At 67.5% G+C, this 23,650-nt stretch carries 21 protein-coding genes; 7 read left to right on the forward strand and 14 right to left on the reverse strand.

All coding sequences use genetic code 11. From position 1 onward, the window contains the following. The first annotated feature begins 116 nt into the window (after positions 1 to 116). Together AC1DP9_RS01910 and AC1DP9_RS01915 are read left to right on the forward strand one after the other, a co-directional pair. A complete protein-coding gene (locus tag AC1DP9_RS01910; RefSeq protein WP_092290221.1) occupies positions 117 to 707 on the forward strand; it encodes a chromate transporter in 591 nt (196 codons plus the stop codon). Beyond that, entirely contained in the window at positions 704 to 1,234 is a 531-nt protein-coding gene (locus AC1DP9_RS01915; RefSeq protein WP_477106475.1) for a chromate transporter, read from the forward strand. Before AC1DP9_RS01910 ends, AC1DP9_RS01915 begins: the two co-directional genes overlap by 4 nt. 21 nt (positions 1,235 to 1,255) lie before the next feature. Here the strand turns inward: AC1DP9_RS01915 and AC1DP9_RS01920 are convergent, their stop codons facing one another. The 9 genes from AC1DP9_RS01920 to AC1DP9_RS01960 all read right to left on the reverse strand — a co-directional run bounded on the left by AC1DP9_RS01920 (position 1,256) and on the right by AC1DP9_RS01960 (position 10,748). Next, on the reverse strand, positions 1,256 to 3,088 hold the full coding sequence (locus tag AC1DP9_RS01920) for an ABC transporter ATP-binding protein (protein WP_477106476.1): 1,833 nt from the start codon (positions 3,086 to 3,088) through the stop codon (positions 1,256 to 1,258). A 122-nt stretch (positions 3,089 to 3,210) separates the two neighbouring features. Continuing rightward, positions 3,211 to 4,887, reverse strand: coding sequence for an L-lactate permease (locus AC1DP9_RS01925; RefSeq protein WP_092290213.1), 1,677 nt, complete (start codon positions 4,885 to 4,887; stop codon positions 3,211 to 3,213). 353 nt (positions 4,888 to 5,240) lie between these two features. Further along, on the reverse strand, positions 5,241 to 5,885 hold the full coding sequence (locus AC1DP9_RS01930; protein ID WP_454757473.1) for a glutathione S-transferase family protein: 645 nt from the start codon (positions 5,883 to 5,885) through the stop codon (positions 5,241 to 5,243). A gap of 60 nt (positions 5,886 to 5,945) precedes the next feature. Further along, entirely contained in the window at positions 5,946 to 7,133 is a 1,188-nt protein-coding gene (locus AC1DP9_RS01935) for an aminotransferase-like domain-containing protein (RefSeq protein ID WP_477106477.1), read from the reverse strand. 52 nt (positions 7,134 to 7,185) lie between these two features. Continuing rightward, positions 7,186 to 7,641, reverse strand: a complete 456-nt coding sequence (locus tag AC1DP9_RS01940) for a RidA family protein (RefSeq protein ID WP_092290209.1) — start codon at positions 7,639 to 7,641, stop codon at positions 7,186 to 7,188. Positions 7,642 to 7,653: 12 nt separating this feature from the next. Then, a complete protein-coding gene (locus AC1DP9_RS01945; RefSeq protein WP_477106478.1) occupies positions 7,654 to 8,649 on the reverse strand; it encodes a DMT family transporter in 996 nt (331 codons plus the stop codon). 20 nt (positions 8,650 to 8,669) lie between these two features. Further along, positions 8,670 to 9,302, reverse strand: a complete 633-nt coding sequence (locus AC1DP9_RS01950) for a LysE family translocator (protein WP_441590551.1) — start codon at positions 9,300 to 9,302, stop codon at positions 8,670 to 8,672. Positions 9,303 to 9,312: 10 nt separating this feature from the next. Beyond that, positions 9,313 to 10,038 (reverse strand): alanyl-tRNA editing protein, encoded by a 726-nt coding sequence (locus AC1DP9_RS01955; RefSeq protein ID WP_477106479.1) that lies wholly within the window; start codon positions 10,036 to 10,038, stop codon positions 9,313 to 9,315. A gap of 32 nt (positions 10,039 to 10,070) precedes the next feature. Continuing rightward, a complete protein-coding gene (locus AC1DP9_RS01960; protein ID WP_441590549.1) occupies positions 10,071 to 10,748 on the reverse strand; it encodes a VOC family protein in 678 nt (225 codons plus the stop codon). 84 nt (positions 10,749 to 10,832) lie between these two features. Here AC1DP9_RS01960 and AC1DP9_RS01965 point away from each other — a divergent pair, with 84 nt between their 5' ends. The 3 genes from AC1DP9_RS01965 to AC1DP9_RS01975 all read left to right on the forward strand — a co-directional run bounded on the left by AC1DP9_RS01965 (position 10,833) and on the right by AC1DP9_RS01975 (position 15,008). After that, entirely contained in the window at positions 10,833 to 12,422 is a 1,590-nt protein-coding gene (locus AC1DP9_RS01965) for an aminotransferase-like domain-containing protein (RefSeq protein ID WP_477106480.1), read from the forward strand. 109 nt (positions 12,423 to 12,531) lie between these two features. Continuing rightward, the gene (gene htpG, locus AC1DP9_RS01970) at positions 12,532 to 14,433 is read left to right on the forward strand and encodes a molecular chaperone HtpG (RefSeq protein ID WP_477106481.1); all 1,902 of its coding nucleotides are present in this window, start codon (positions 12,532 to 12,534) and stop codon (positions 14,431 to 14,433) included. A 62-nt stretch (positions 14,434 to 14,495) separates the two neighbouring features. Further along, positions 14,496 to 15,008 carry a DNA-deoxyinosine glycosylase gene (locus AC1DP9_RS01975; protein WP_477106482.1) on the forward strand — a complete coding sequence of 171 codons (513 nt, stop codon included), beginning with the start codon at positions 14,496 to 14,498 and terminating at the stop codon, positions 15,006 to 15,008. 54 nt (positions 15,009 to 15,062) lie between these two features. Here the strand turns inward: AC1DP9_RS01975 and AC1DP9_RS01980 are convergent, their stop codons facing one another. Next, positions 15,063 to 15,572, reverse strand: coding sequence for a hypothetical protein (locus AC1DP9_RS01980; protein WP_477106483.1), 510 nt, complete (start codon positions 15,570 to 15,572; stop codon positions 15,063 to 15,065). A 159-nt stretch (positions 15,573 to 15,731) separates the two neighbouring features. Between AC1DP9_RS01980 and AC1DP9_RS01985 the strand changes: the two genes are divergently transcribed. Together AC1DP9_RS01985 and AC1DP9_RS01990 are read left to right on the forward strand one after the other, a co-directional pair. After that, the gene (locus AC1DP9_RS01985) at positions 15,732 to 16,502 is read left to right on the forward strand and encodes a tetratricopeptide repeat protein (protein ID WP_092290191.1); all 771 of its coding nucleotides are present in this window, start codon (positions 15,732 to 15,734) and stop codon (positions 16,500 to 16,502) included. A gap of 42 nt (positions 16,503 to 16,544) precedes the next feature. Further along, the gene (locus tag AC1DP9_RS01990) at positions 16,545 to 17,447 is read left to right on the forward strand and encodes a class I SAM-dependent methyltransferase (protein WP_454757199.1); all 903 of its coding nucleotides are present in this window, start codon (positions 16,545 to 16,547) and stop codon (positions 17,445 to 17,447) included. A 21-nt stretch (positions 17,448 to 17,468) separates the two neighbouring features. Here the strand turns inward: AC1DP9_RS01990 and AC1DP9_RS01995 are convergent, their stop codons facing one another. From AC1DP9_RS01995 to acnA, 4 genes are all read right to left on the reverse strand, one after another. Next, the gene (locus tag AC1DP9_RS01995; protein ID WP_441590748.1) at positions 17,469 to 19,001 is read right to left on the reverse strand and encodes an ABC transporter substrate-binding protein; all 1,533 of its coding nucleotides are present in this window, start codon (positions 18,999 to 19,001) and stop codon (positions 17,469 to 17,471) included. 274 nt (positions 19,002 to 19,275) lie between these two features. Beyond that, positions 19,276 to 20,478, reverse strand: a complete 1,203-nt coding sequence (locus AC1DP9_RS02000; protein WP_092290187.1) for a DUF2863 family protein — start codon at positions 20,476 to 20,478, stop codon at positions 19,276 to 19,278. 79 nt (positions 20,479 to 20,557) lie between these two features. After that, entirely contained in the window at positions 20,558 to 20,716 is a 159-nt protein-coding gene (locus AC1DP9_RS02005) for a hypothetical protein (RefSeq protein WP_177219833.1), read from the reverse strand. Between the two features lie 220 nt (positions 20,717 to 20,936). Beyond that, positions 20,937 to 23,642 (reverse strand): aconitate hydratase AcnA, encoded by a 2,706-nt coding sequence (acnA, locus tag AC1DP9_RS02010; protein ID WP_092290185.1) that lies wholly within the window; start codon positions 23,640 to 23,642, stop codon positions 20,937 to 20,939. Positions 23,643 to 23,650: the final 8 nt, after the last annotated feature.

Here is a 23,650-nt window from a genome sequence, read left to right on the forward strand (position 1 = left end):
TCCCTGACCCCCTCTTGCGCATCCGTGATGACCGCGTGCCACGCGGGCCGTCGCGATTGCCGTAGTATGTCGGCAGCCCGCGCCACCCCCTGCGTGGGCATTTATCGCCGCCTATCATGTCTGCCGCCCCGCTGCCCGACGTCTCCGAGCCTGCCCTGGCTCCGCCCCCCAATGCCCGCACCCTGTTCTTCGAATTTGCCCGCATGGGGCTTTCCGGCTTCGGCGGGGTGCTCCCGTTCGTGCGGCGCGCCGTCGTGGAGCGCAACCGCTGGCTCAACGACCGGGATTTTGTCGAGATCCTCAGCCTCGGGCAGGTGTTGCCCGGCCCCAATGTTATCAACCTGGCCCTGATGCTGGGCCTGCGCTTCGCCGGCCTGCGTGGCGCCGTGGCGGCCTTCTGCGGGCTGGTGCTGGTGCCGATGGTGGTGGTGCTGTGCGCCATGGCGCTGTACCTGCGCTACCAGGACGTCACCGCCGTGCGCCAGATGCTGGCCGGCATGACGGCGGTCTCGGCCGGGCTCGTGCTGTCCACCGGGGTCAAGCTGGCGGAAAGCCAGCCGCGCACGGTGCGCGCGGTGGTGGTCGGCGTGGCGGCGTTTGTCGCCATCGGCCTGCTGCGCTGGCCGCTGCTGCCGGTGATGGCGGTGCTGGTGCCGGTGGCGCTGGTGCTCGAACATCGCGCCGAAAAGCGCCGGGGGCAGGCATGAGTTCCCCGGAGATCCTGCGCAGCCTGCTCGGGCATTTCGGCATGCTGTCGCTGCTGGCCGTGGGCGGCGGCGGCACCGTCATCCCGGACATGCACCGCTACCTCGTGGAAGCCAACGGCTGGATGACCGATGCCCAGTTCGCGGCGCTCTACGCCATCTCGCAGGCGTCGCCGGGGCCGAACATCCTGTTCGTGGCGCTGTTCGGCTGGCAGGTAGCGGGGGCGGGCGGCACGTTCGCGGCGATGGTCGGCATGTGCGGGCCGTCGAGCCTGATCGCGCTCGGCTTCGAATACTTCGCCGGCCGCTCGCCGCACGCGCGCTGGCCGGGGCTGATCAAGCGCGGCCTGTCCGCGCTGACCATCGGCCTGCTGATGTCCACGGGCTGGGTGCTGGCCAGCAGCGTGGACCACAACTGGACCGCCGTGGCGGTGACGCTGCTGACCATCGCCCTCATGCTGAAGACGCGGGTTCATCCGCTGATGCTGGTGGCGCTGGGCGCCGGCGCGGGGCTGCTCGGGTTGGTCTGACCCCAGTCTGACCCGGTCCGATCAGTCCACGCCGACGAAGCCGCCGGTCTGGTGCGCCCATAGCCGGGCATAGAGCCCGCCGCGCGCGAGCAGTTCGGCGTGGGTGCCGGTCTCGACGATATGGCCGCCGTCGAGCACCACCAGCCGGTCCATCCGCGCGATGGTCGAGAGCCGGTGGGCGATGGCGATCACGGTCTTGCCTTCCATCAACGCCTCCAGGCTCTCCTGAATCGCCGCCTCCACTTCGGAGTCGAGCGCCGAGGTGGCCTCGTCGAGAATCAGAATTGGCGCATCCTTCAACAGCACCCGGGCGATGGCGATGCGCTGCCGCTGCCCGCCGGACAGCTTCACGCCACGCTCGCCCACCAGCGCGTCGAGCCCCCGCTGGCCGTTCCCATCGATCAGATCGCCGATGAAGTCGTCCGCCCGGGCACGCCGCAGCGCCTCGCCCAGGTCGGCATCGCTACTGTCCGGCTTGCCGTAGAGCAGGTTCTCGCGGATCGAGCGGTGCAACAGCGACGTATCCTGCGTGACCATGCCGATCTGCGCGCGCAGGCTCTCCTGCGTCACCCCGGCCACGTCGTGGCCATCGACCAGAATCCGGCCAGTTTCGACGTCGTAGAGCCGCAGCAGCAGGTTGACCAGCGTCGACTTGCCGGCCCCGGACGGCCCCACGAGCCCGATCTTCTCGCCCGGCTGCACGGTCAGGTTGACATGCTCGATCACCCCGGCGCCCTTGCCGTAGTGGAAGCCCACGTCCTCGAACTGCACCTCGCCCCGGGCGATGCGCAGCGGCTGCGCGTCCGGCCGGTCCACCACGTTGCGCGGCACGGCAATCGTCTTCATGCCGTCCTGCACCTGCCCGACGTTCTCGAAGATGCCATTGACCACCCACATGATCCAGCCGGACATATTGTTGATGCGGATGACCAGCCCGGTCGTCAGTGCGATGGCGCCCGTGGAGATCAGCCCCTGGTTCCACAGCCACAGCGCCAGCCCGGTCGTGCCGGCGATCAGCGCGCCGTTCATCGCCGTGATGGTCACGTCCATGGCGCTGACCATCCGCCCGGCCATGCGCATCTTGTCGGTGTGACTGGCCATGGCGTCGCGCGCGTAGCTTTCCTCGTGGCGCGTGTGGGCGAACAGCTTCAGCGTGGTGATGTTGGTGTAGCCGTCCACGATGCGGCCCATCAGCCGCGAGCGCGCCTCGGTGGCCACCACGGAGCGTTCCTTCACGCGCGGCGTGAAGTACGCCAGGGCGGCGATGTAGCCGGCAATCCACAGGATCAGCGGGATCATCAGCCGCCAGTCCGCCTCGGCGAACAGGATCAGCGCGCTGATGGCGTAGATGATCACGTGCCAGAGTGCATCGAGCGCATGCACGGCCGAGTCGCGCAGCGAGAACCCGGTCTGCATGATGCGCTGGGCAATCCGCCCCGCGAAGTCGTTCTGGAAAAAGGACAGGCTCTGCTGGAGCAGGTAGCGGTGGTTCTGCCAGCGGATCAGGTTGGCCAGGTTGGGGTTGATGACCTGATGCAGCAGCACATCGTGCAGGCCGAAGAACAGCGGGCGCAGCAGCAGCGCCACGGCGGCCATCCACAGCAGTTCATTCTGATGGCGCGCGAAGAACTGCCCGTCCGGTGTTCCCTTGGCGAGGTCCATGATCCGGCCGAGGAAGCTGAACAGCGACACCTCGATCAGCGCGGCGATCAGGCCCACCACCAGCAGCGCGAACAACACCCCCCGCACCTCGCGCAGGAAGTGCGCGTAGAACCGCCAGATGCTGGCCGGCGGCTGCGTATCCGGCATGTTCCGGAAGGGATCGATCAATCTTTCCAGGCGGCGAATCGGCATACGGCGGTCCCTCATCTCGTCTGTTGGAGTGAACCGGTGATGATACGCCCAACAAAAAGCCCCGCCATGAGGCGGGGCTTGTCTGCATGCCTGGTCGAGCAGGCAATGTCAGGGAATCGCCATCAGTGAATCACCATGTGCGTGAACGGCGGCACGTACGCCTGCAGGGTCACGAACAGGCCGACGAGGATGGCCAGCACGACCGAGTGGAAGAATACGTAGCGCAGGATCTCGCCCTCGTGGCCGTACCACTTGGTGGCGGTGGAGGCCACCACGATCGACTGGGCGTCGATCATCTTGCCCATCACACCGCCCGAACTGTTGGCGGCCGCCATCAGCACCGGCGACAGGCCCAGCTGCTCCGCCGTGGTCTTCTGCAGGCCGCCGAACAGGACGTTGGACGCCGTGTCGGAACCGGTCAGTGCCACGCCCAGCCAGCCCAGCATCGTGCCGAACAGCGGGTAGAACACGCCGGTCTGCGCAAAGGCCAGGCCCAGCGTGGCGTCGAGACCCGAGTAGCGGGTCAGGTAGCCGATGCCGAACATGGCGCAGATGGTCAGCAGCGAGTAGCGCACCAGCTTGATCGTCTCCCAGTACTCCTTGAGCAGGCGCGGCACCGAGTAGCCCATCAGCAGGCCGCCGACCAGCGCCGACACCAGGATGCCGGTGCCGGCCATCGACAGCACGTTGAAGTTGAACACCGCCCCTTCGACGATTTCCTTCGGCACCACCGGCGGACCCTTGATGATGGCCTTGTCGAGGCCCGGTATCGGGAATTTGTACTGCCAGATGCCGTCCACGAGCTTCTTGAACTCGGGGATGCCCCAGACGAACACGAACACGGTCAGGATGACCCACGGCATCCACGCCTTGACCACCGAAATGCCGACCGACGCCGCGTTGGCACGGGCTTCGGCTTCCAGGGCTTCGGGGTGATCGACCTTCGAGTCGTCGTGGCGGCCCAGGATGCGCGTGGAGGTCCAGATCTCCTTCGGATGCCAGATCTTCAGGAAGGCGGTCAGGGCCCCCATCGAGATCAGCGCGGAGATCACGTCCACCAGCCACGGGCCGTGGTAGTTCGAGACCAGGAACTGCGGCACGGCGAAGCTGACGCCCGCCACCAGGATGGCCGGCCAGATGGCCAGCATGCCGCGGAAGCCCGCGAACGCCCAGATCAGCCAGAACGGCACCAGCACCGAGAAGAACGGCAGTTGGCGGCCAATCATCGCGGAGAGCACGGTCTGTTCGATGCCGGTCACCGACGAGAGGCCGATGATCGGCGCGCCGAGTGCGCCAAACGCCACCGGAGCGGTATTGGCGATCAGCGCCAGGCCGGAAGCGGCCAGCGGCGAGAAGCCCAGCCCGATCAGGATGGCGCCGGTCACGGCCACCGGCGTGCCGAAGCCGGCTGCGCCCTCGAAGAACGCACCGAAGCTGAAGGCCACCAGCAGCAGTTGCAGGCGGCGATCTTCGGTCACGCCCGAGATCGAGTTCTGCAACACCCTGAATGACCCGTTAAGTGTGGTCAGCCGGTGCAGGAAGATGATGTTGAGGACGATCCACCCGATCGGAAACAGCCCGGAGACGATGCCCAGCCCGGCCGCCTTGCCGGCCATGGCCGCAGGCATGCCGAACACGAACGACGCCACCGCGATGCCGACCGCCAGCGCCAGTCCGGCAGCGATGTGGGCCTGCATGTGAAAGAATGCCAGCGCTGCGAGCAGCACGGCCACAGGGACCCCCGCGGCAATGGTAGACAGCGCCATATTGCCGAGCGGGTCATAGATTTGACTCCACACGATTGAATCCTCCTCTGGGTTTGGAAGGCAGCCGTGCCTCTGTCGGGCCTGGACTGCCGCTACTGCATAGCAACTGGGCGTGCGGCGGCAAGCGCATCGCTGCGCACAGAAAGGCGATTGTAAGGACGCGAGTTCCCCGCAATCGCTTAAATCCGGTCACCGGGTCGATGAATCGGATTCAGGGATCAGGGTTTGTTCGGGGGGAGCAGAGCGCACCTCACAACTCTCGGGCGAGGGTACTCCTAAAACGGACGTTCGAATTTGGCGTGGCCGTCGAGTGCGGCCAGGGAAAGTGACGCCTGCGCCGCTAGTCAGATCGGACAAAAACCGATCGACCAAAGGCGCAGGACGATTCAGCGCAGCGGCAGGACGAGGATGCCGGTGGCCGCCGGCCGGGCGCGCATGTCGTCCAGCCAGCGTTCGAGGTTGGGCCGTGCCGTGTGGGGCACGGGCGTGCCCATCCAGCGGTGTGCCGCGCAGGCCAGCGCGATGTCGGCCATGGTGAAGCGGTCGCCGCCGATGAACTCGCGGCTGGCGAGCGCCTTGTCCAGCATCGCGGCCAGCGGCTCGGTCCGTTCGCACGACTTGGCGATGACCGCCTCGTCGCGCTTCTCGACCGGCACGCGCACCATCTGCAGGAAGGCCGAGACCATGGCCGGGCTGAACGCCGTGGTCTGCCAGTCCATCCAGCGATCGGCGGAGGCGCGCTCCTTGACGTCGGACGGCCACAGCGTGCCTTCGCCATAGCGCGCGCACAGGTAGCGCACGATGGCGTTCGATTCCCACAGCACGAAGGGCTCGCCGGCCACGTCCGTATCGCGGAAATCCTCGATCACCGGAATCATCCGGTTCGGATTCAGGCGAATGTAGGCCTCGGTGTCCAGCTCGCCCTGGTGATTGCCGATGTCGATGCGCTCGTGGTCCAGGTGCAGCTCGCGCGCGCACCAGACCACTTTCTGCACATTGATCGACGACAGGCGGCCCCAGATGCGCAACAGGCCTTGCGGCTCCTCCACGTCCATGGCGATCGGCTCTCCTTCAGGGTTCCGAGGCTAGCCTCAGGCAGCGCGCGGCTGCGGCGCTGCCTTGGCGATGGCTTCGCGGAACAGTTCGCCGAGGATCGTCACGCCTTGCTCGATCCGCTCCGGCGGCACCGTCACGAAGGCCAGGCGCAGCGTGTTCATGCGCGGATTGCCCGCATAGAACGGCGCGCCCGGCACGTAGGCCACGTTGCGGCGCACGGCTTCCTCGAGGATCTTCATGCTGTCCAGGCCCTCGGGCAGTTCCACCCAGATGAACATGCCGCCTTCGGGCTGGTTCCACGTCACGCCGGCGGGCATGTGGCGCTTGAGTGCGTCAAGCATCACTTCGCATTGCTTGCCGTAGAGCGCGCGGATGGTCGGGATATGGCGTTCGAGCAGGCCGTCGCGCACGGACTCGTAGGCCATGCGCTGGGTGAAGCTCGGCGTGTGCAGATCAGATGCCTGCTTGGCCTGGCACAGCTTGAAGTGCAGTTCGGGCGGGGCGATCACGAAGCCCAGGCGCAGGCCGGGGGCCAGCACCTTCGAGAACGAGCCCATGTAGATCACGCCGTCCGGGTTCATCGAGAGCAGTGTCGGCAGGATGTCGCCGGTGTAGCTCAGTTCGCCGTAGGGGTCGTCTTCCACCAGCAGCAGGTTCAGTTCCTGCGCGCGCTTGACCAGCGCCTGGCGGCGCTCCAGGGGCAGGCGGCGGCCGGTGGGGTTCTGGAAGTTCGGCAGGGCGTAGAGAAAGCGGGCGCCGGCGGCCAGCTCCGGCGTCAGCGCCTCGGGCACCAGTCCGCGCTCGTCGGTCGGCACCGAGACGAACTCGGGTTCGAACAGCGAGAACGCCTGCAGGGCGCCGAGGTAGCTCGGCGTTTCCACCAGCACCGGGCTGCCCGGGTCGATCATCACCTTGGCGATCAGGTCCAGCGCCTGCTGGCTGCCGGTGGTGATCAGCACGCGCTCCACCTCCACGTTGTAGCGCTTGGCCACGAATTCGCGCAGCGGCAGATAACCCTCGGTGGCGGCATATTGCAGCGCGCCCTGGGGGTTATCGGCGAATACGCGGGCCACCGCCGCTTCCATGGCCGCTACCGGGAACGACGCCGGGGACGGCAGGCCGCCGGCGAAGGAAATGACTTCCGGACGCTCGGTGACCTTCAGGATTTCGCGGATGGCCGAGCTGGTCAGTTGCTGTGCTCGGCGGGAGATGGCCCATTTCATGATCTGTCTCTGGTGGGGTGAATCTTGGACTGCGTGGTGGAAAAAATACGAATTATGCGATTTCGACAATCATTTCGATCTCGACGCAGGCGCCCATCGGCACCTGGGCCACGCCGAACGCGCTGCGCGCATGGCGGCCCTTGTCGCCGAAGACCTCGACCAGGAACTCGGATGCGCCGTTGGTCACCAGGTGCTGCTCGGTGAATTCCAGCGTGGAGTTGACCAGGCTCATCACCTTGACGATGCGCTGGACCCGGTTCAGGTCGCCGATATGGGCGTGGAGCGTGGCCAGCAGGTCGACGGCGATGGCGCGCGCGGCGGCCTTGCCGGTCTCGGTGTCGACGTCCTTGCCGAGCTTGCCGGCCCAGACCTTGCCGTCCTTGCGGGCGATGTGGCCCGAGAGAAAGACGGTGTTGCCGCTGGTCGCGGCCATGACATAGGCGGCGGCGGGGGCGCTGACGGGGGGCAGTTCCACGCCGAGGCGGGCGAGGGTGTCATATACGGACATGCATGGCTCCTGTTAGTGAAGTCGTCCTGGAAATATGGGGGGCGCCCCTTCGGCCGCGCTGGCGGCCGGTGGCGTGGCGGGTGCCGTGTTGCGCACGGCGGCGCGGCGGCCAAGGGCCACCACGGCAATCACCGCCACGGCAAAGGCGAGGGTGGGGGCGTCGAGGGGCTCGGCCAGGATCACGGCGCCGCCCGCCAGCGTGAGGAACGGCTGGAGCAATTGTATCTGGCCTACGCGGGCCACGCCGCCTTTTGCGAGTCCGGCGTACCAGAACAGGAAGCCGATGAACATCGAAAAGACCGAGACATAGGCCATGCCGAGCCACGCCCGGGAGGATGCCGCGCCGATCTCGGGCCCGTGCGCCACGGCCAGCCACGCCACCACGGGCACCAGTACCGGCAGGGACACGACCAGCGCCCAGCTGATGGTTTCCAGCCCGCCCAGCTCCCGTGACAGCTTGCCGCCCTCGGCATAGCCCAGCGCGCCAAGCACCACGGCGGCGAACAAATACCAGTCGGCATGTTGCAGGCCGCCGGCCCCCTGCCACAGGGCGAAGGCGATCACCAGCGCGCTGCCGGCCACGGCCGAGAGCCAGAAGGCCGGGGAAGGGCGCTCGCTGCCGAACCACGCCGCGAACACGGCGGTGGCCAGCGGCAGCAGGCCAATCACGATGGCGCCATGGCCGGCCGGCACCTCGCGCATGGCGAGTGACGAAAACAGCGGAAAGCCGACCACCACGCCCAGCGCCGTCACGGCCAGCCGTGCCCACTGGCGCCCGCGCGGCCGCCGTGCCGGGGCCAGCGCGCCGCGCAGGGCGAGCAGGCCCAGCGCCAGGCAGGCCGCCAGCACCGCGCGGGCCAGCGCCACGAAGATGGGGTCCAGCTCGGCCACGGCCATGCGCGTGAACGGGAGCGTCTGGCTGAAGATCGCCACGCCGATGAAGCCGAGCCACATGCCGCCGGAAGCGGGCGGATGGGAGGGAGAAGCAGAAGCAGAAGGATTTGCCATGATGGGGAGGCCCGGGAAGATCAGTGCGGCTGCGCGGCAAGGGCGATCCAGACCGCCGTCACGCCGAGCGCCAGCCCCATCGTTCCATTGAACCAGCGCACGCGGTTGCCCTGCGCCAGCCAGTGCCGCAGCGAGGCGCCGAGCAGCCCATAGGCGCCGTTGCTGAAGAAGCCGAAGACCCCAAACACGGTGCTGACCAGCGCGATGCGCTGCGCGGGCGAGGGCGCGCCGGCCATGTACGAGGCCGCCACGGCCAGCGCCAGCATCCACGCCTTGATATTGGCGTACTGGAACGCGGCCGACTGCCAGACGTTCATCGGCTTGAGCACGGTCTTCTCGGCCAGCGAGGCGCTCCGGGCAATTTTCCACGCCAGCCAGAGCAGGTAGGCCACGCCGACGACATGGATGGCGCGCGCCAGCATCGGGCTGGCCAGTATCAGGGCGCCCACGCCGGTGGCGCACAGCGCGACGATGCTCGCGAAGCCGAACGCCACCCCGATGCAATGCGGCAGCGTGGCGCGCAGCCCGAAGTTGGCCCCGGTCACGGCGGCGATGGTGGTGTTGGGGCCGGGCGTGAACGCGCCCACGGCCAGCAGCGTGATCAATGCGAGGAACTGGGCCATCGACAGGCCCGTCAGCCAGTTGGCATCCATGACGGCGACCTCAGGCCAGCGCGGCGAAGTTGACCACCACGCGGCGGTTGGTGCGGCTCTTCTTCTCGATCTTGGTCACGGAGACCGCGCCGATCTCGCCCGTATTGGCCACGTGGGTGCCGCCGCAGGGCTGGCGGTCCACGCCGGGGATCTCGATGATGCGGATGGTGGACGTGCCGGCCGGCGGCGCGGCGCCCACGGTGCGCACCAGGTCGGGCTGCGCGGCGAGCTGCTCGGGCGTGATGCGGTCGATCCGCACATCGGTCTTCGCGCCGATCAGTGCGTTGAGCTGTTCGGTCAGTTCGGCCTTGTCCAGCGTGGACTCGGGGAGGTCGAAGTCGATGCGCGCGGAATCGGGCGAGATGCTGCAGCCGGTCACCGGCACCGGGATCAGCGATCCCAGCAGGTGCAGGCAGGTGTGCAGCCGCATCAGCTTGTGGCGGCGCGCCCAGTCGATGCGCACTTCGCCCTGATCGCCGGGCTGCACCGCCGGGGCGTCCGGCGCCGGCACGTGGAGGATGCGGGTGCGGTCCTCGGCGTAGATCGTGTCGATCAGCGCCACCACGCGGCCATCGGCCAGCACCAGCGTGCCGGTGTCCCCGGCCTGCCCGCCGCTGCGCGCGTAGCAGACGGTCTGGTCCAGCTCGATGCCGGCCTCGCTCACGGCCACGACCGTGGCGTTGCAGTGGTCGAGATAGGCGTCGTCGTCGAAACGCTTGGTGGTGGTGGCGGACATCGTCGGGGGCTCCTTCGGGGGTATCTATATAGTCAGCGCAGGGTCTTGGTGCCTGCTGGGGTGTCGATCTCGGCCACCAGTTGTGGCGGCCCATCGGTCTGTTCGATCTCGATCAGGTCTGCCGCGCCGATCCACGCCAGCCCCTGCCGCAGCAGTTCCGCCTGTGGATGGCTGCCGCGCAGCCGACGCAGCGCCAGGTCCTGGCGCGGGAGGCTGATGGCGGGGTGGTTGGGCACGTCCCACTGGATCAGCGTGGGGAACAGGCCATCGCCCGCATGCGTCGCCTCACCCGGCCAGGCCGGCAGGCTGCCGTCGTCGGGCACGGTCAGGCGCCAGTGCAGGGCGCCGCGCGTCATCGGAATGGCCGGGGCGATGCGGTCCGGGTACTGCGCCTGCCAGCGCGACAGGTCGATCGGCCGTTCCACGCGGGCGGCCCAGTGGGCCAGGAACGGGCCGTCGGCCAGCCGCTCGCGGATGGCTTCGCTGTCCAGCCCGAACCAGCGCGGCCGATCCGGCGCCGGGGCGGCCGGGTCGATCGCGATCACTTCGAGGTACATCCCGCCGAACAGCCCCATGACGCGGTTGTGCGTGCCCATGCGCGGGTGCGCGCCGCCGCCTTGCGGGGCAACGCCGAGCAGGTCGGCAACATGGTTCGCGCCGGATTCCAGATCCGGGGCCGCGATCACGAGGTGGTCTATGGCGAGCGTCATTGTCGGTTGATGGTAGACAAGGTTATCGGTACAGTACCGATACAGTTCAGCAGATCGTATTCAGTACAGTTGCGGGAGCACCACATGGAAGGCAGCGAAGCGGACGAAAGGCGGCACCCCGGGCCAGACCGCAAGGATAGCGGAGGCCGCTCGGGTGCGTCGGGCGGCACACGGCCCTTGAGGCTGGTGATGCCGACGGCCGGCCACGAGCAGTTGCCGGACCCGATTCCTTCGGCCCAGATGACGCTGGTCGAGCAATTGACTGAATGGGCACGGCTGCGCATCGACGAACGGGTGTTCCGGGCCGGCATGCGCATGCCGTCAATCCGGCAACTGGCCACCGAGAAGGGGATTTCGCGCTTCACCGTGGTGGAAGCCTATGAGCGGCTGGTGGCGCTGGGCTACCTGGAGTCGCGGCGCGGCTCGGGGTTCTATGTGCGGGAGCGCGTGGCACATCCGTCCACGGCCGCCACGCCGCCTTCGGACGCCATCCGCAATATCGACGTGACCTGGCTGCTGCGCAGCATGTTCCATTCGGCGGAGAGCCACAAGGCGCCGGGCTGGGGCTTCCTGCCGAACGAGTGGCTGGACGGCGAGCTGATGTCCGGCGCGCTGCGCAGCCTGGGGCGGCAACCGGGCAACCATTTTTTGTCGAGCGGCACGCCGCAGGGCTTCCTGCCGTTGCGGCAGCAGTTGCGCACGCGGCTGGAGGAGCTGGAGATCGGCGTCACGCCGGACCAGATCGTGATGACCTCCGGCATCACGCAGGCGTTCGACCTGATCGCACGGCAATACCTGCACCCCGGCGATACCGTGCTGGTCGGCGATCCGGCCTGGTTCGTGATGTTCGCGCGCTTCGCCGCGCAGGGCGCCCACGTGATCGGCGTGCCGTACACGGCCGATGGCCCGGACCTGGACGCGCTCGAGCGCGTGGTGCAGGCCCATCGGCCCAAGCTGTTCGTGGTCAATTCCGTGCTGCACAACCCCACGGGCACCTCGCTCTCCGCCGCCCGGGCCTTCCGGCTGCTGCAACTGGCCGAGCAGTACGACTTCCTGGTGGTGGAGGACGATATCTATTGCGACCTCTGCCCGCCCGGCCACGCCGCCACCCGGCTGGCCAGCCTGGACCAGCTGCGGCGCGTGATCTATCTCGGCAGCTTCTCCAAGACGCTGGCCGCCAACCTGCGCGTGGGGTTCATCGCCGCCAGCCCGGAGCTGGCCGTGACGCTGACCGACAGCAAGCTGCTGACCGGCATGGCCACGCCCGAGATCAACGAGCGCGTGGTCTACAAGGTGCTGACCGAGGGCCACTACCGCAAACACGTGGAGCGCGTGCGCGGCCGGCTGGACCGGGCGCGCGACGAGACCCGCCACCAACTCGAACGGCTGGGTTTGCGGATGTTCCCGGGCCAGCACGCCGGCATGTACCTGTGGGCCGATACGGGCGTGGACACCAATGTCATCGCTACGGCGGGGCACGAGGAGGGCTACCTGTTCGCCCCGGGCAGCCTGTTCTCGCCCAGCCAGATGCCATCCACCTGGACGCGCTTCAACGTGGCCAGCAGCGCCGATCCCGGCATGCTGCGTTTCCTGGCCGCGCAGATCGAGCGATTATCCGGCCAGCCGGCCTCTGGCACCCATACCGCCCATGCCCCCGCCACCCCGGGGGCTTGAAAAACCGTCCGTCCATCCCGATTTGAAGGGCCATCGACCCCGCCGCGCACCGCGCCCGGGGCAACCCCGGATGTGCCCGCTTTGTTTTCAAGCTTTCAAGAGGAGAACCATGACCGCACCGCACGAAACGATGAGCTTCCAGGCGGAAGTGAAGCAGCTGCTGCACCTGATGATCCACTCGCTGTACAGCAACAAGGAGATCTTCCTGCGCGAGCTGGTGTCGAATGCTTCGGACGCCACTGACAAGCTGCGCTTCGAGGCGATCGCCAACCCGTCGCTGCTCGAGAACGATGCCGACCTGGCCATCCGCATCGAAGCCGACGCCGCCAGCCGCACGCTGAAGATCACCGACAACGGTATCGGCATGAGCCGCGACGAGGCGATCCGCAACCTCGGCACGATCGCGCGCTCGGGCACCAAGGAATTCTTCCAGCAACTGTCCGGCGACCAGCAGAAGGACGCCGCGCTGATCGGCCAGTTCGGCGTGGGCTTCTACTCGGCCTTCATCGTCGCGGACAAGGTCACGGTGGAGACGCGCCGCGCCGGCGCGACCGCCGACGAGGCCGTGCGCTGGGAAAGCACCGGCGACGGCGAGTTCACGGTGGACGCCATCTCGCGCGCCGAGCGCGGCACCACCATCACGCTGCACCTGCGCGAGGGCGAGGACGACTTCCTGTCGTCGTACCGGCTGCGCCACATCATCCAGAAGTATTCGGACCATATCTCGCTGCCGATCCGCATGCCCAAGGAAGAGTGGGATGCCGAAGCCAGCGCCCCCAAGACCACCGGCGAGTGGGAGAGCGTGAACCAGGCCAGCGCGCTGTGGACGCGCGCCAAGTCCGACATCACCGACGAGCAGTACCAGGCGTTCTACCAGCACATCGCCCATGACCAGGAAGCCCCGCTGACCTGGACCCACAATCGCGTGGAAGGCCGCAGCGAGTACACGCAGCTGCTGTTCATCCCGGCGCGCGCCCCGTTCGACCTGTGGGATCGCAACCACAAGGCCGGCCTGAAGCTGTACGTGAAGCGCGTGTTCATCATGGACGACGCGGACCAACTGCTGCCGGCGTACTTGCGCTGGGTCAAGGGCGTGGTGGATTCGGCCGACCTGCCGCTGAACGTCTCGCGCGAGTTGCTGCAGGAGAGCCGCGATGTGCGCGCGATCCGCGAGGGCAGCACCAAGCGTGTGCTGTCGATGCTCGAATCGCTGGCGGACAGCGAGGACGAAGCCGATCGCGCCAAGTACAAGACCTTCTGGGAGCAGTTCGGCCAGGTGCTCAAGGAAGGCATGGGCGAGGACCAGGCCAACGCCGAGCGCATCGCCAAGCTGCTGCGCTTCGCGTCCACCCACAGCGACACGGCCGAGCAGTCGGTCTCGCTGGGCGACTACGTGAGCCGCATGAAGGAAGGGCAGGACAAGGTCTTCTACGTCACCGCCGACACCTGGGTGGCCGCCAAGTCGAGCCCGCATCTGGAAGTCTTCCGCAAGAAGGGCATCGAAGTGCTGCTGCTGACCGAGCGCGTGGACGAGTGGATGCTGTCCTACCTGCACGAATTCGACGGCAAGGAACTGGTGTCCGTGGCGCGTGGCGACCTGGACCTCGGCGCCCTGGCTGACGAGACCGAGAAGGCCGAGCAGGAAAAGGCCGAAACCGACTGGAAGGACGTGGTCGACCGTGCCAAGGGCGTGCTGGAAGGCAAAGCCAAGGACGTGCGCGTGACGCTGCGCCTGACCGAATCGGCTTCGTGCCTGGTGTCGGACGATGGCGACATGAGCGGCTACCTGCAGCGCCTGCTCAAGCAGGCCGGCCAGAAGGCGCCCGACGCCCAGCCGATCCTGGAGCTGAACCCCGAGCACGCGCTGGTGAAGAAGCTGCGCGACGTGGCCGGCGACGAAGCCTTCGCCGACCGCGTCAGCGTGCTGTTCGACCAGGCCCTTCTGGCCGAGGGCGGCATGCTGGAAGATCCGGCCACCTACGTGCAACGCGTGAACCGCCTGCTGGCCTGAGGCCGGTTTGCGGCCCCGCTCCCGCCTGCGGGGGAGGGGCCGCCAGCGAAGACCCTCCCAAGATGACCACCAAACGCTGTTTCCCGCCGGTCGTCGATGCCCACACCCGCGTCCTCGTGCTCGGCAGCCTGCCGGGCGAGGTCTCGCTCGCCCAGAACCAGTACTACGCGCACAAGCAGAACCGCTTCTGGCACCTGATGGGCGATGTCCTCGGGGTCGATCTCGTCGGCCAGGACTACCCGGCCCGCCTGCAAGCGCTGCTTGGGCACGGCGTGGGGCTGTGGGACGTGGTGGCCGAGGCGCGGCGCGATGGCAGCCTCGACAGCAATATCCGCGACCATGCCGGGAACGACCTGCTCGGGCTGATCGGCACGCTGCCGAACCTGCGGGCGATTGCCTTCAACGGCGGTACGGCCGCGAAGATCGGGGAAAAGGCGCTGGGGGCGCTGGGGGCGCTGGAGGAGCATGGCGACCGCCATGCCATCCTGCGGCTGCCGTCGAGCAGCCCGGCCTATACGCTGGCCTATGCGGAAAAGCGGGTCGCGTGGCAGGCCTTGCGCGCCTGGCTGGACTGAATCGCCCAGCCAGGCGTGGGGCGTCTTCTTTCGATGACGAAGGGGCGACGCCGTTCAGGCCGTCGTGTTGACGATGTTCCCGGTGCTGGAGGCGCCGGCCTGCTGAATGGCTTCGGCCAGCTTGGCGACGGCCTGCTGGAGCGACGCCGAGGTCGACGTGACACCGGCCTGCAGCGCGGCCACGGTGCTGGCCTTGGTGCTGTCGTCCGCGCCGCTGTTCTGCGCGGCCTGGAGCTGCTGCATCTGGGTTGCCAGCTGCTTCTGCAGCGCCTCGATCTGCTGCTTCAGCGCCTTGATGACCGCCGAGTCGCTGTCTTCGCTGCTGGCCGCGCTGGCGTCTGCGGGACCTGCGCCGCCCAGGCGTCCGGCGCCGCCCGGGCCCTTGATGTCGCCGCTGGCGCTGGCCGAGGAAGCCGAGGAAGCTGAGGAGGCCGACGCGCTGCCGTCCGTGCTGGCGGCGGCTTGCGCCGCGTCGTCAGCCGGCGCGGTGAAGCGGCGGGTGTTGGTTACGTTGGCGTCACTGGCGGTGACGATCTGAGGGGTAACGCTGCTGATTGTTGTCATATGCGTGGTTCCGATCGGGAGAGAGCCCACCCCTTCTTCGGCGCAAATCCGCAAAACTTTAGGCGTACCGAACAAGTCTCACCGTCAGTCACTTCTGTCACAATCGCGGCCATGGCTCGCCCCGCGCGGCGGGCCGGCCTCCCATTTCCATAAATTCCTATGTCCAGTCTCGGCCTTGGCGGTATTGGTGGCATCGGCCTGCATGTCATCGTCGCCATCTTCTTCGCGGTGCATGCGGTGCGCACGCACCAGAATATGTACTGGCTCCTGCTGCTGTTCCTGTTCCCGGGGCTCGGCAGCGTGGTCTATTTCTTCGCGGTCTACCTGCCCAGCCTGCGCCAGACGCGCGGGGCGCGGGCGGCGGGACGGGCGATCCGGCAGATCGTGGATCCGAACCGTGCCGTGCGGGAGGCCCGCGACGCCTTCGACCGGGCACCCACCGTGGACCACCGCATGCGCCTGGGCGCCGCGCTGCTCGATGCCGGCCAGCCGGCCGAGGCGCTGACGCACTACCAGACGGCCGCCAACGGCCCGTTCGCCTCCGACCCGGCCTTGCTGGAAGGGCTGGCGCGCGCCCAGGTGGCCACCGGCCAGCCCGGGCCGGCGCAGGCCACGCTCGAGACGCTGTTCTCGCACCACCCGCAGGCGCGCGAGCAGGCCACGCCCTCGCTGCTGTACGCGCAGACGCTGGCCGCTACCGGCGCGCCGGGCACGCGGGCTGCGTTCGAGCAGGCCCTGACCAGCGCCAGCGATGCCGCGCCGCGCTGCCTGTTTGCCGACTGGCTGACGGCCCAGCCCGATGCCGCCGACCGCGAGCGCGCGAAAGCGCTCTATGCCGATATCGTCCATGACGCGCGCCACTGGCCGCGCCATGCCCGCGAACACAATCGCGAATGGCTCCAGCGCGCCCAGACCGCGCTGGGCCAATGATTCGCCCCCATGATCCGCGCCCTTGGCGCCTTTTTCTCCGCTATGACGCTTCTGAAACGCAAATCGATCGAGGCCGTGGCCTCGCGCCGTCCCGCCCGCGGACACCGTGACGCATCGCGCGGCAACCTGAACGCCCGGCAGGATTCCCGGCAGGACCCCCGTCACGAAGCCCGCATGAAGCCGCGCTTCGCGCCGGTGACGTTCTCCGAGATGGACGGCGTGCGCTACCTGCATTTCGGCACGGAATGGGTCCAGGGCGCGATGCGCCTGCGCAAGCCGGACGCCATCGAGCTCGAATACGCGCAGCAGATGATGGCCTGGCTGCTGTTCCAGTCACCCTCGGTCGATGACTTCCACGTGGTGCAGTTGGGCCTCGGGGCTGCCGCGTTGACCAAGTTCTGCCATCGGCAGTTCGCCCGCGCCAAGGTGACGGCGGTGGAGCTGAATCCGGCCGTGATCGTGGCCGGCCGCAGCATGTTCGGCCTGCGCGAAGATGACGCGCGCCTGACCGTGCGCGAGCAGGACGCCTGGGACTTCGTGATGGACAGCGCCAGCACGGCGGCCATCGATACGCTCCAGGTGGACCTCTACGACGCCACCGCGCGCGGCCCGGTGCTGGACACCACGGCGTTCTACCGCGCCTGCCGCCGCGTGCTGAAGACGCCCGGCGTGATGACGATCAACCTGTTCGGCGACCACGAGAGCTTTCCGAAGAACATCGTGCGGATCTGCGATGCCTTCGACAACCGCGTGCTGGTGTTCCCGGAAGTGCATGACGGCAACGTCATCGCCATGGCGTTCAACGGGCCGGCCATCGACGTCTCCTGGGAAACGCTGGAAGCGCGCGCGGACGTGGTGGAAGCCGCGACCCAGCTGCCCGCCCGGGACTGGGTCAAGAAGCTGCGCGCGGCCAATGCCAATCAGGAAGACCGGCTGGTGATCTGATCGTTTTCCCGTGGAAAACGGTCATTCCTTGTGGAAGAACTGCGCCAGCGACCATTCGTCGGTGCGGGCCTCGTAGCGCAGTCCCTTGCGCATCGCCCACATCGCCAACTGGCTGTGCGAGGGGATGATGGCGTGATCCGCCAGCGCGACCTTCGCCGCGGCGCGCGCGGCTTCCTCGCGCGCCTTGTCGCTGCTGACCGTGGTCAGTGACGTTTCGATCAGCTTGTCGAGCTGCGGATTGCTGTACTTGCCCCAGTTCCACGTGCCATAGCCGGTCTTCGGGTTGGGCGTGCCGGTGATCGAGCGCAGCGCCACATCGGCCGCCGCCGAGCCCCATCCCAGCATCTGGAACGAGAACTCGCCCTGGCGCGCGCGCGTGAAGTAGGCTGCCACGGGCAGGGTCTCCACCTTGGTCTGGATGCCGATGCGCGTCAGCATGCCGGCCGTGGCCTGCGCCACCTGGCCGTCGTTGAGGTAGCGGTTGTTGGTGGCGTGCAGCGTCAGCGCGAAGCCATCGGGGTAGCCTGCCTGGGCCAGCAGCTTCTTGGCGCCCTCGACATCGTAGGCGTCCGGCTTGGTGCCCGGATGGCCGAAGATCTGCGGCGAGACGATCGACGAGGCCGGCACTGCCAGCCCCTCCATGATGCGGCTGACGATGGCGTCCCGGTTCAGCGCCTTGCTGACCGCTTCCCGCACGCGGGCGTCCTTGAACGGGTTCTTGGCCAGCGGCTTGCCGGCCTTGTCGGTCACGAACGGCGAGTTGTCGCGCGACTGGTCCATCTGCCAGAAGATGGTGCGCCACGACACCGTCTGCTCGATCTTGAACTTCGGATTCTGCTTGAGCTTCGCCACGTCGGCCGAGGGCACGCTCTCGATCACGTCCACGTCGCCGGCCAGCAGCGCCGCGCTGCGTGCGCCGTTGTCGGTGAGGATGCGGAACACCGCGCGGTCCCAGTCCACCTTCGGCCCCCAGTAGTCGGGGTTCTTCGCCATCACGATTTCCTGCCCGCGCGCGAAGCGCACGAACTTGAACGGCCCGGTGCCGATCATCGCCTTGCCCGAGTCGAAATCGGCCTGGGTCAGCGTGGCCGCGACCTTCTTCGGCATGATCGGCACGCTGTTCAGGTCGTTGGCGAGGTTGGCGTAATTCGGCACGTTCATGGTCAGGCGCACGGTGAGCGCGTCGGGCGTGTCGATGCGGGCGATCGGCTTGGTATAGCTGGTGAACGAGCCGGGGCTGTTGGTCAGCTTCTCGGGCCGCTCCAGGGACGCCTTGACGTCCTCGCTCGTGAACGGCGTGCCGTCATGCCACTTCACGTTCGGGCGCAGCTTGATCTCCCACGTGATGGCGTTCACCGGCTTCCAGGACAGTGCCAGCCCGGGGATATAGCGGGCGTTCTTGTCCATGAATACCAGCGATTCGAAGATATGCAGCGCGATGGCGTTGTTCGGGCCCGCGTTGTTCCAGTGCGGGTCCATCGAGGTGACATCGGCAGCCAGGCCGATGCGCAGGTCCTCGGCGTGCGCGGCGCCCACGGTCACCCCGGCGGACATCGCAACGGAGAGCAGGGTGCCCAGCAAGGCATGGCGGATCTTGGCGGAACGATGGCTCGCTTTCATCGACAGGCTCCTCGGGTGGTGCGGGATGTGGGATGGGATGCCATGCATTGTGCCGTCAAACGTACACGCCTGCGTGGGTTGGGGGACTTCCTGGGCGATGGCACGGGTATGGGGTGTTTTCGGCACTTCCGGTTGGCGGCACCTTCCGCCGCTTCGCGCCGATAAAAAAACCCGCTTGCGCGGGTTCTTTTATGAGTCGGCGGCCAGCTTAGTGGAACAGCGGCTGCTGGGTCGGCGCGTCCTCGGGCAGTTCGGCGTGGACGATCTCGCCCGAACGGTCCGCATAGAGCGGCGTACCGCAGTCTTCGCAGTACTCGGGGTCGAACAGCGCGGCGTGGCGGAAGATCTCCTCCACGCCGGCGTTGCGCAGTTCCTCGCAGATCTGCTCGAGCGGGTTGCCCTTTTCCTCGGCATCGACTTCGCCGGCCTCGCGGCCATAGACGGGCCAGACAATGCCGTAGATCACGTCCTTCTCGCCGCGCATGGTGAAGCCGACGCGGTATTCCTCGACCACTTCCTCGCCGAACGAGGCCACCACGGCAGCCAGTTGGCCGGCGGGCACGTCCAGCGTGCCGCACAGGTAGTTCACGGCGGCGCGCACGGTCAGCGGGCGGATGCTCTTGTCAGATTCGCGGCACGACAGGAAGAACGCATCGGGCAGCAGCAGTTCGAATTCGCAGCCCGGCAGCAGCACGGCCACGGACGGCTGCACCTGCTGGCGCCATTGCTCCAGGCAGGTGGAACGCTCGGCGTGGTGCTCCTTGGCATCTTCCTGCCAGCGGAACAGGGCGCCTTCGTGCGGCGCCACCACCACGGCCAGCAGGTAGCGCGGATCGGCCAGGATCGGGGCGGTTTCGGGCAGGTCGCGCAGATCCACCTTGGGCACCGTGCCGGCCAGCGCCGCCGAGGCGAGCTTGTGGGTCAGGGCGAAGGTGTCGCTATGGGTGCGCGGGAGCTGGTCGATGCTATATAGATACGGCGACAGCGCCACCTGGGTCTGCGTGGCCAGCACGTGGGCCTGCAGGTGCACGGCCAGCGTCTGGGCCAGCTCGGGCTTGAGCGCGCCGGACGGAATCGCGTAGCGGGTATGGGCGAGGATCGGCGCGGCGATCAGCAGGGCGTCATGCTGCACGCCGTCGATCTCGACCGTGGCGGACTCGGCCAGCGTCTCGGCCTGCTCGGCCAGCACGTCGGAGGCATCCGCGTTGTGCTTGAACAGGTGTTCGAGCGCGGCGTCGAGGGCGGTCTGGCTGCCGTTCTTCAGGAGGCGGCCCAGGCGCTGCGACAGCCGCCGCTCCCAATACCCGTCCTCCATGCGGCTGCCCGAGGCGTCGAGCGCAAGCGCGTCGGCCACCAGTCGCTCGGCATCGGGCGAGAGTCGGGGGGAAGACTTGGGGCGAAAACCTGCCATATGTGAAGACCGTCCGTTTTACGTAAAACGGTATTCTACTCGCTGCGTTGACAAACACCGCGCCTGGCGGCGTTCCGTCTTATTTCTGTGCGGGCGCTGCCGGGGCCTCGGCGGGGGCCGGGGCGTGGGTCTCGGCGCCGTGCTGTTCGCCGCCCATGGAGACGTCGCCGCCACCCTTCGTCAGCAGATACAGGGCGGCGCCGGCGACGACGATGAAAGCGATGAGGATCTTGACCATGGTGTCTCCAGTCGGTGCGGGGGCGTGCCGTGGCCGCGCCCGCTTATAGGGATGAACGCCGAATTGCGTAGGGACCAGTCTGGCAGTGCAGCCTTGCGTGGAACTTACGTGCCGGATCGGGGATAACCCGCAAGCTGGCCCGGCCGCGCGGCGCCCAGCAATGAAAAACGGCGCACCGTGGGGTGCGCCGTTGTCACTTCCTGGCCGGGGCCGGGACCGCTTATGCGGCCAGCAGCTGGCGCAGCACGAACGGCAGGATGCCGCCGTGGTTGTAGTAGTCCACCTCGATCGGGGTGTCGATGCGCAGCAGCACCGGCACGCGCTGCGTGTCGCCGTTGGCGCGATGGATCACCAGCACCACATCCTGCTGCGGCTTCAGGTCGCCCTCGATGCCTTCCACGTCGAAGGTCTCGTTGCCGATGATGCCGAGCGACTGCGCGCTGTCGCTGCCCTTGAACTGCAGGGGCAGCACGCCCATGCCGACCAGGTTCGAACGGTGGATCCGCTCGAAGCTGCGCGCCACCACGGCCTTCACGCCCAGCAGCTGCGTGCCCTTGGCCGCCCAGTCACGCGAGGAACCCGTGCCGTACTCTTCGCCGCCGATTACCACCGTGGGCGTGCCCTCGGCGATGTACTTCATGGCGGCGTCGTAGATCGACATCTGTTCGCCGGTGGGCTGGTGCAGCGTCAGGCCGCCTTCCACGCGCGAGCCGTCGGCCTTGGGCGGGATCATCAGGTTCTTGATCCGCACGTTGGCGAACGTGCCGCGCATCATCACTTCATGGTTGCCGCGGCGCGAGCCGTAGCTGTTGAAGTCCGCCTTCAGCACGCCGTGCGCGAGCAGGTACTTGCCCGCCGGCGAGGTGTCCTTGATCGAGCCGGCCGGGGAGATGTGGTCGGTCGTCACGGAGTCGCCGAACACGCCCAGCGCCCGCGCGCCGCGCACGCTGGCCGAGGCAGCCTTCGGCTCGAGCTGGAAGTCCTGGAAGAACGGCGGCTCGGCGATGTAGGTGGAAGTCGGCCAGTCATAGACCTGCCCCGTGGTGCCCTTGATGTTGGCCCACAGCTTGCTCGGCTTCTTGACCTGCTCGTAGTTCGTCTTGAACACCTCGGCGTCCAGCGCGAACTTCAGCAGCGCCTGGATTTCCTCCGACGTCGGCCAGATATCGCCCAGCCAGACATCCTTGCCGTTCTTGCCCTTGCCCACCGGCTCGGTCATCAGGTCGCGCGTGACGTTGCCGGCGATGGCGTAGGCCACCACCAGCGGCGGCGAGGCGAGGAAGTTGGCGCGGATGTTCGGGTGGATGCGGGCCTCGAAGTTGCGGTTGCCCGACAGCACGGCGGCCGCGACGATGTCGTTCTGGACGATGGCCTCGTTCAGCGCCGGGGTCAGGTCGCCCGCATTGCCGATGCAGGTGGTGCAGCCGTAGGCCGTCACGCCGAAGCCAAGCTTCTCCAGGTACGGCAGCAGGCCGGTGGCGGTCAGGTACTCGGTCACCACGCGGCTGCCCGGGGCCAGCGACGTCTTGATGTGCGGCGCCACGTTCAGGCCGGCTTCCACCGCCTTCTTGGCCAGCAGGCCGGCGGCCAGCAGCACGCTCGGGTTGGAGGTGTTCGTGCACGAGGTGATGGCGGCGATCAGCACGTCGCCGCTCTTCACCTTCACGCCGTCGGTGTTGGTGTACTCGCGGTCCAGGTCATCAGCATTCTTGTTGAAGCCGTTCTCGGCCACCGGCTTGGAGAACAGCGAGGCGAAGGTGCTCTTGACGTTGCCGATCTCGATGCGGTCCTGCGGGCGCTTGGGGCCGGCCAGCGACGGCGCCACCGAGCCCAGGTCGAGCGTCAGCGTGGTGCTGTAGTCGATGTCGCCGGCCATCGGCACGCCGAACATCTCCTGGGCGCGGAAGTAGCCCTCGAACGCGGCGATTTCCTCGGCGGTGCGGCCGGTGCCCTTGAAATAGTCGATGGTCTTCTCGTCCACCGGGAAAAAGCCCATCGTGGCGCCGTACTCGGGCGCCATGTTGCCGATGGTGGCGCGGTCCGGGGTGGTCAGGCTGGCGGTGCCTTCGCCGAAGAACTCGACGAACTTGCCGACGACCTTCTCGCGGCGCAGCATTTCGGTGATGGTCAGCACCAGGTCGGTGGCGGTCACGCCCTCGCGCAGGCGGCCCTTCAGTTCCACGCCGACCACGTCAGGCGTCAGGAAGTAGACCGGCTGGCCCAGCATGCCGGCTTCGGCCTCGATGCCGCCCACGCCCCAGCCCACCACGCCGATGCCGTTGATCATCGTGGTATGCGAGTCGGTGCCAACGAGCGTGTCCGGATAGTAGACACCGTCCTTCTTGTGCACGCCGCGCGCCAGGTATTCGAGGTTCACCTGGTGGACGATGCCGAAGCCCGGTTGCACCACGCCGAAGGTGTCGAAGGCCTGCATGCCCCACTTCATGAACTGGTAGCGCTCGTTGTTGCGCTTGAATTCCAGCTGCATGTTCAGGTCGAGCGCCTTTTTCTCGCGGAAATGGTCGATCTGCACCGAGTGGTCGACCACCAGATCCACAGGCACCAGCGGCTCGATCTTCTTGGGGTTCTTGCCCATCTTCTCGGCCACGTTGCGCATTGCGGCCAGGTCGGCCAGCAGCGGCACGCCCGTGAAGTCCTGCAGCACCACGCGGGCTACCACGAACGGGATCTCGTCCACGCGGTCGGCCTTGGGCTTCCAGTTGGCCAGTTGTCGAACGTGTTCCTCGGTGACCTTCTTGCCGTCGCAGTTGCGCAGCACCGATTCCAGCACCAGCCGGATCGAAATCGGCAGCCGTTCGATCTTCACGCCCAGTGCCTTGCCCAGCTGCGGCAGGGAGTAGTACTGGCCGCGGCCGCCGGTGGCGAGCTTGAATTCCTTGAGAGTTTTATTGAGATTGTGGGGCATTGCCTGAC

This window comes from Cupriavidus sp. 01L43, assembly GCF_056399925.1.

Bases quoted from the DNA above. Each gene is read 5' to 3' on its own strand.
- AC1DP9_RS01910 (WP_092290221.1), top strand. From the start codon at position 117: ATGTCTGCCGCCCCGCTGCCCGACGTCTCCGAGCCTGCCCTGGCTCCG.
- AC1DP9_RS01915 (WP_477106475.1), top strand. From the start codon at position 704: ATGAGTTCCCCGGAGATCCTGCGCAGCCTGCTCGGGCATTTCGGCATG.
- AC1DP9_RS01920 (WP_477106476.1), bottom strand. From the start codon at position 3,088: ATGCCGATTCGCCGCCTGGAAAGATTGATCGATCCCTTCCGGAACATG.
- AC1DP9_RS01935 (WP_477106477.1), bottom strand. From the start codon at position 7,133: ATGAAATGGGCCATCTCCCGCCGAGCACAGCAACTGACCAGCTCGGCC.
- AC1DP9_RS01940 (WP_092290209.1), bottom strand. From the start codon at position 7,641: ATGTCCGTATATGACACCCTCGCCCGCCTCGGCGTGGAACTGCCCCCC.
- AC1DP9_RS01945 (WP_477106478.1), bottom strand. From the start codon at position 8,649: ATGGCAAATCCTTCTGCTTCTGCTTCTCCCTCCCATCCGCCCGCTTCC.
- AC1DP9_RS01950 (WP_441590551.1), bottom strand. From the start codon at position 9,302: ATGGATGCCAACTGGCTGACGGGCCTGTCGATGGCCCAGTTCCTCGCA.
- AC1DP9_RS01955 (WP_477106479.1), bottom strand. From the start codon at position 10,038: ATGTCCGCCACCACCACCAAGCGTTTCGACGACGACGCCTATCTCGAC.
- AC1DP9_RS01960 (WP_441590549.1), bottom strand. From the start codon at position 10,748: ATGACGCTCGCCATAGACCACCTCGTGATCGCGGCCCCGGATCTGGAA.
- AC1DP9_RS01965 (WP_477106480.1), top strand. From the start codon at position 10,833: ATGGAAGGCAGCGAAGCGGACGAAAGGCGGCACCCCGGGCCAGACCGC.
- htpG (WP_477106481.1), top strand. From the start codon at position 12,532: ATGACCGCACCGCACGAAACGATGAGCTTCCAGGCGGAAGTGAAGCAG.
- AC1DP9_RS01975 (WP_477106482.1), top strand. From the start codon at position 14,496: ATGACCACCAAACGCTGTTTCCCGCCGGTCGTCGATGCCCACACCCGC.
- AC1DP9_RS01980 (WP_477106483.1), bottom strand. From the start codon at position 15,572: ATGACAACAATCAGCAGCGTTACCCCTCAGATCGTCACCGCCAGTGAC.
- AC1DP9_RS01985 (WP_092290191.1), top strand. From the start codon at position 15,732: ATGTCCAGTCTCGGCCTTGGCGGTATTGGTGGCATCGGCCTGCATGTC.
- AC1DP9_RS01990 (WP_454757199.1), top strand. From the start codon at position 16,545: ATGACGCTTCTGAAACGCAAATCGATCGAGGCCGTGGCCTCGCGCCGT.
- AC1DP9_RS01995 (WP_441590748.1), bottom strand. From the start codon at position 19,001: ATGTCCGCCGGGGTGACCGTGGGCGCCGCGCACGCCGAGGACCTGCGC.
- AC1DP9_RS02000 (WP_092290187.1), bottom strand. From the start codon at position 20,478: ATGGCAGGTTTTCGCCCCAAGTCTTCCCCCCGACTCTCGCCCGATGCC.
- AC1DP9_RS02005 (WP_177219833.1), bottom strand. From the start codon at position 20,716: ATGGTCAAGATCCTCATCGCTTTCATCGTCGTCGCCGGCGCCGCCCTG.
- acnA (WP_092290185.1), bottom strand. From the start codon at position 23,642: ATGCCCCACAATCTCAATAAAACTCTCAAGGAATTCAAGCTCGCCACC.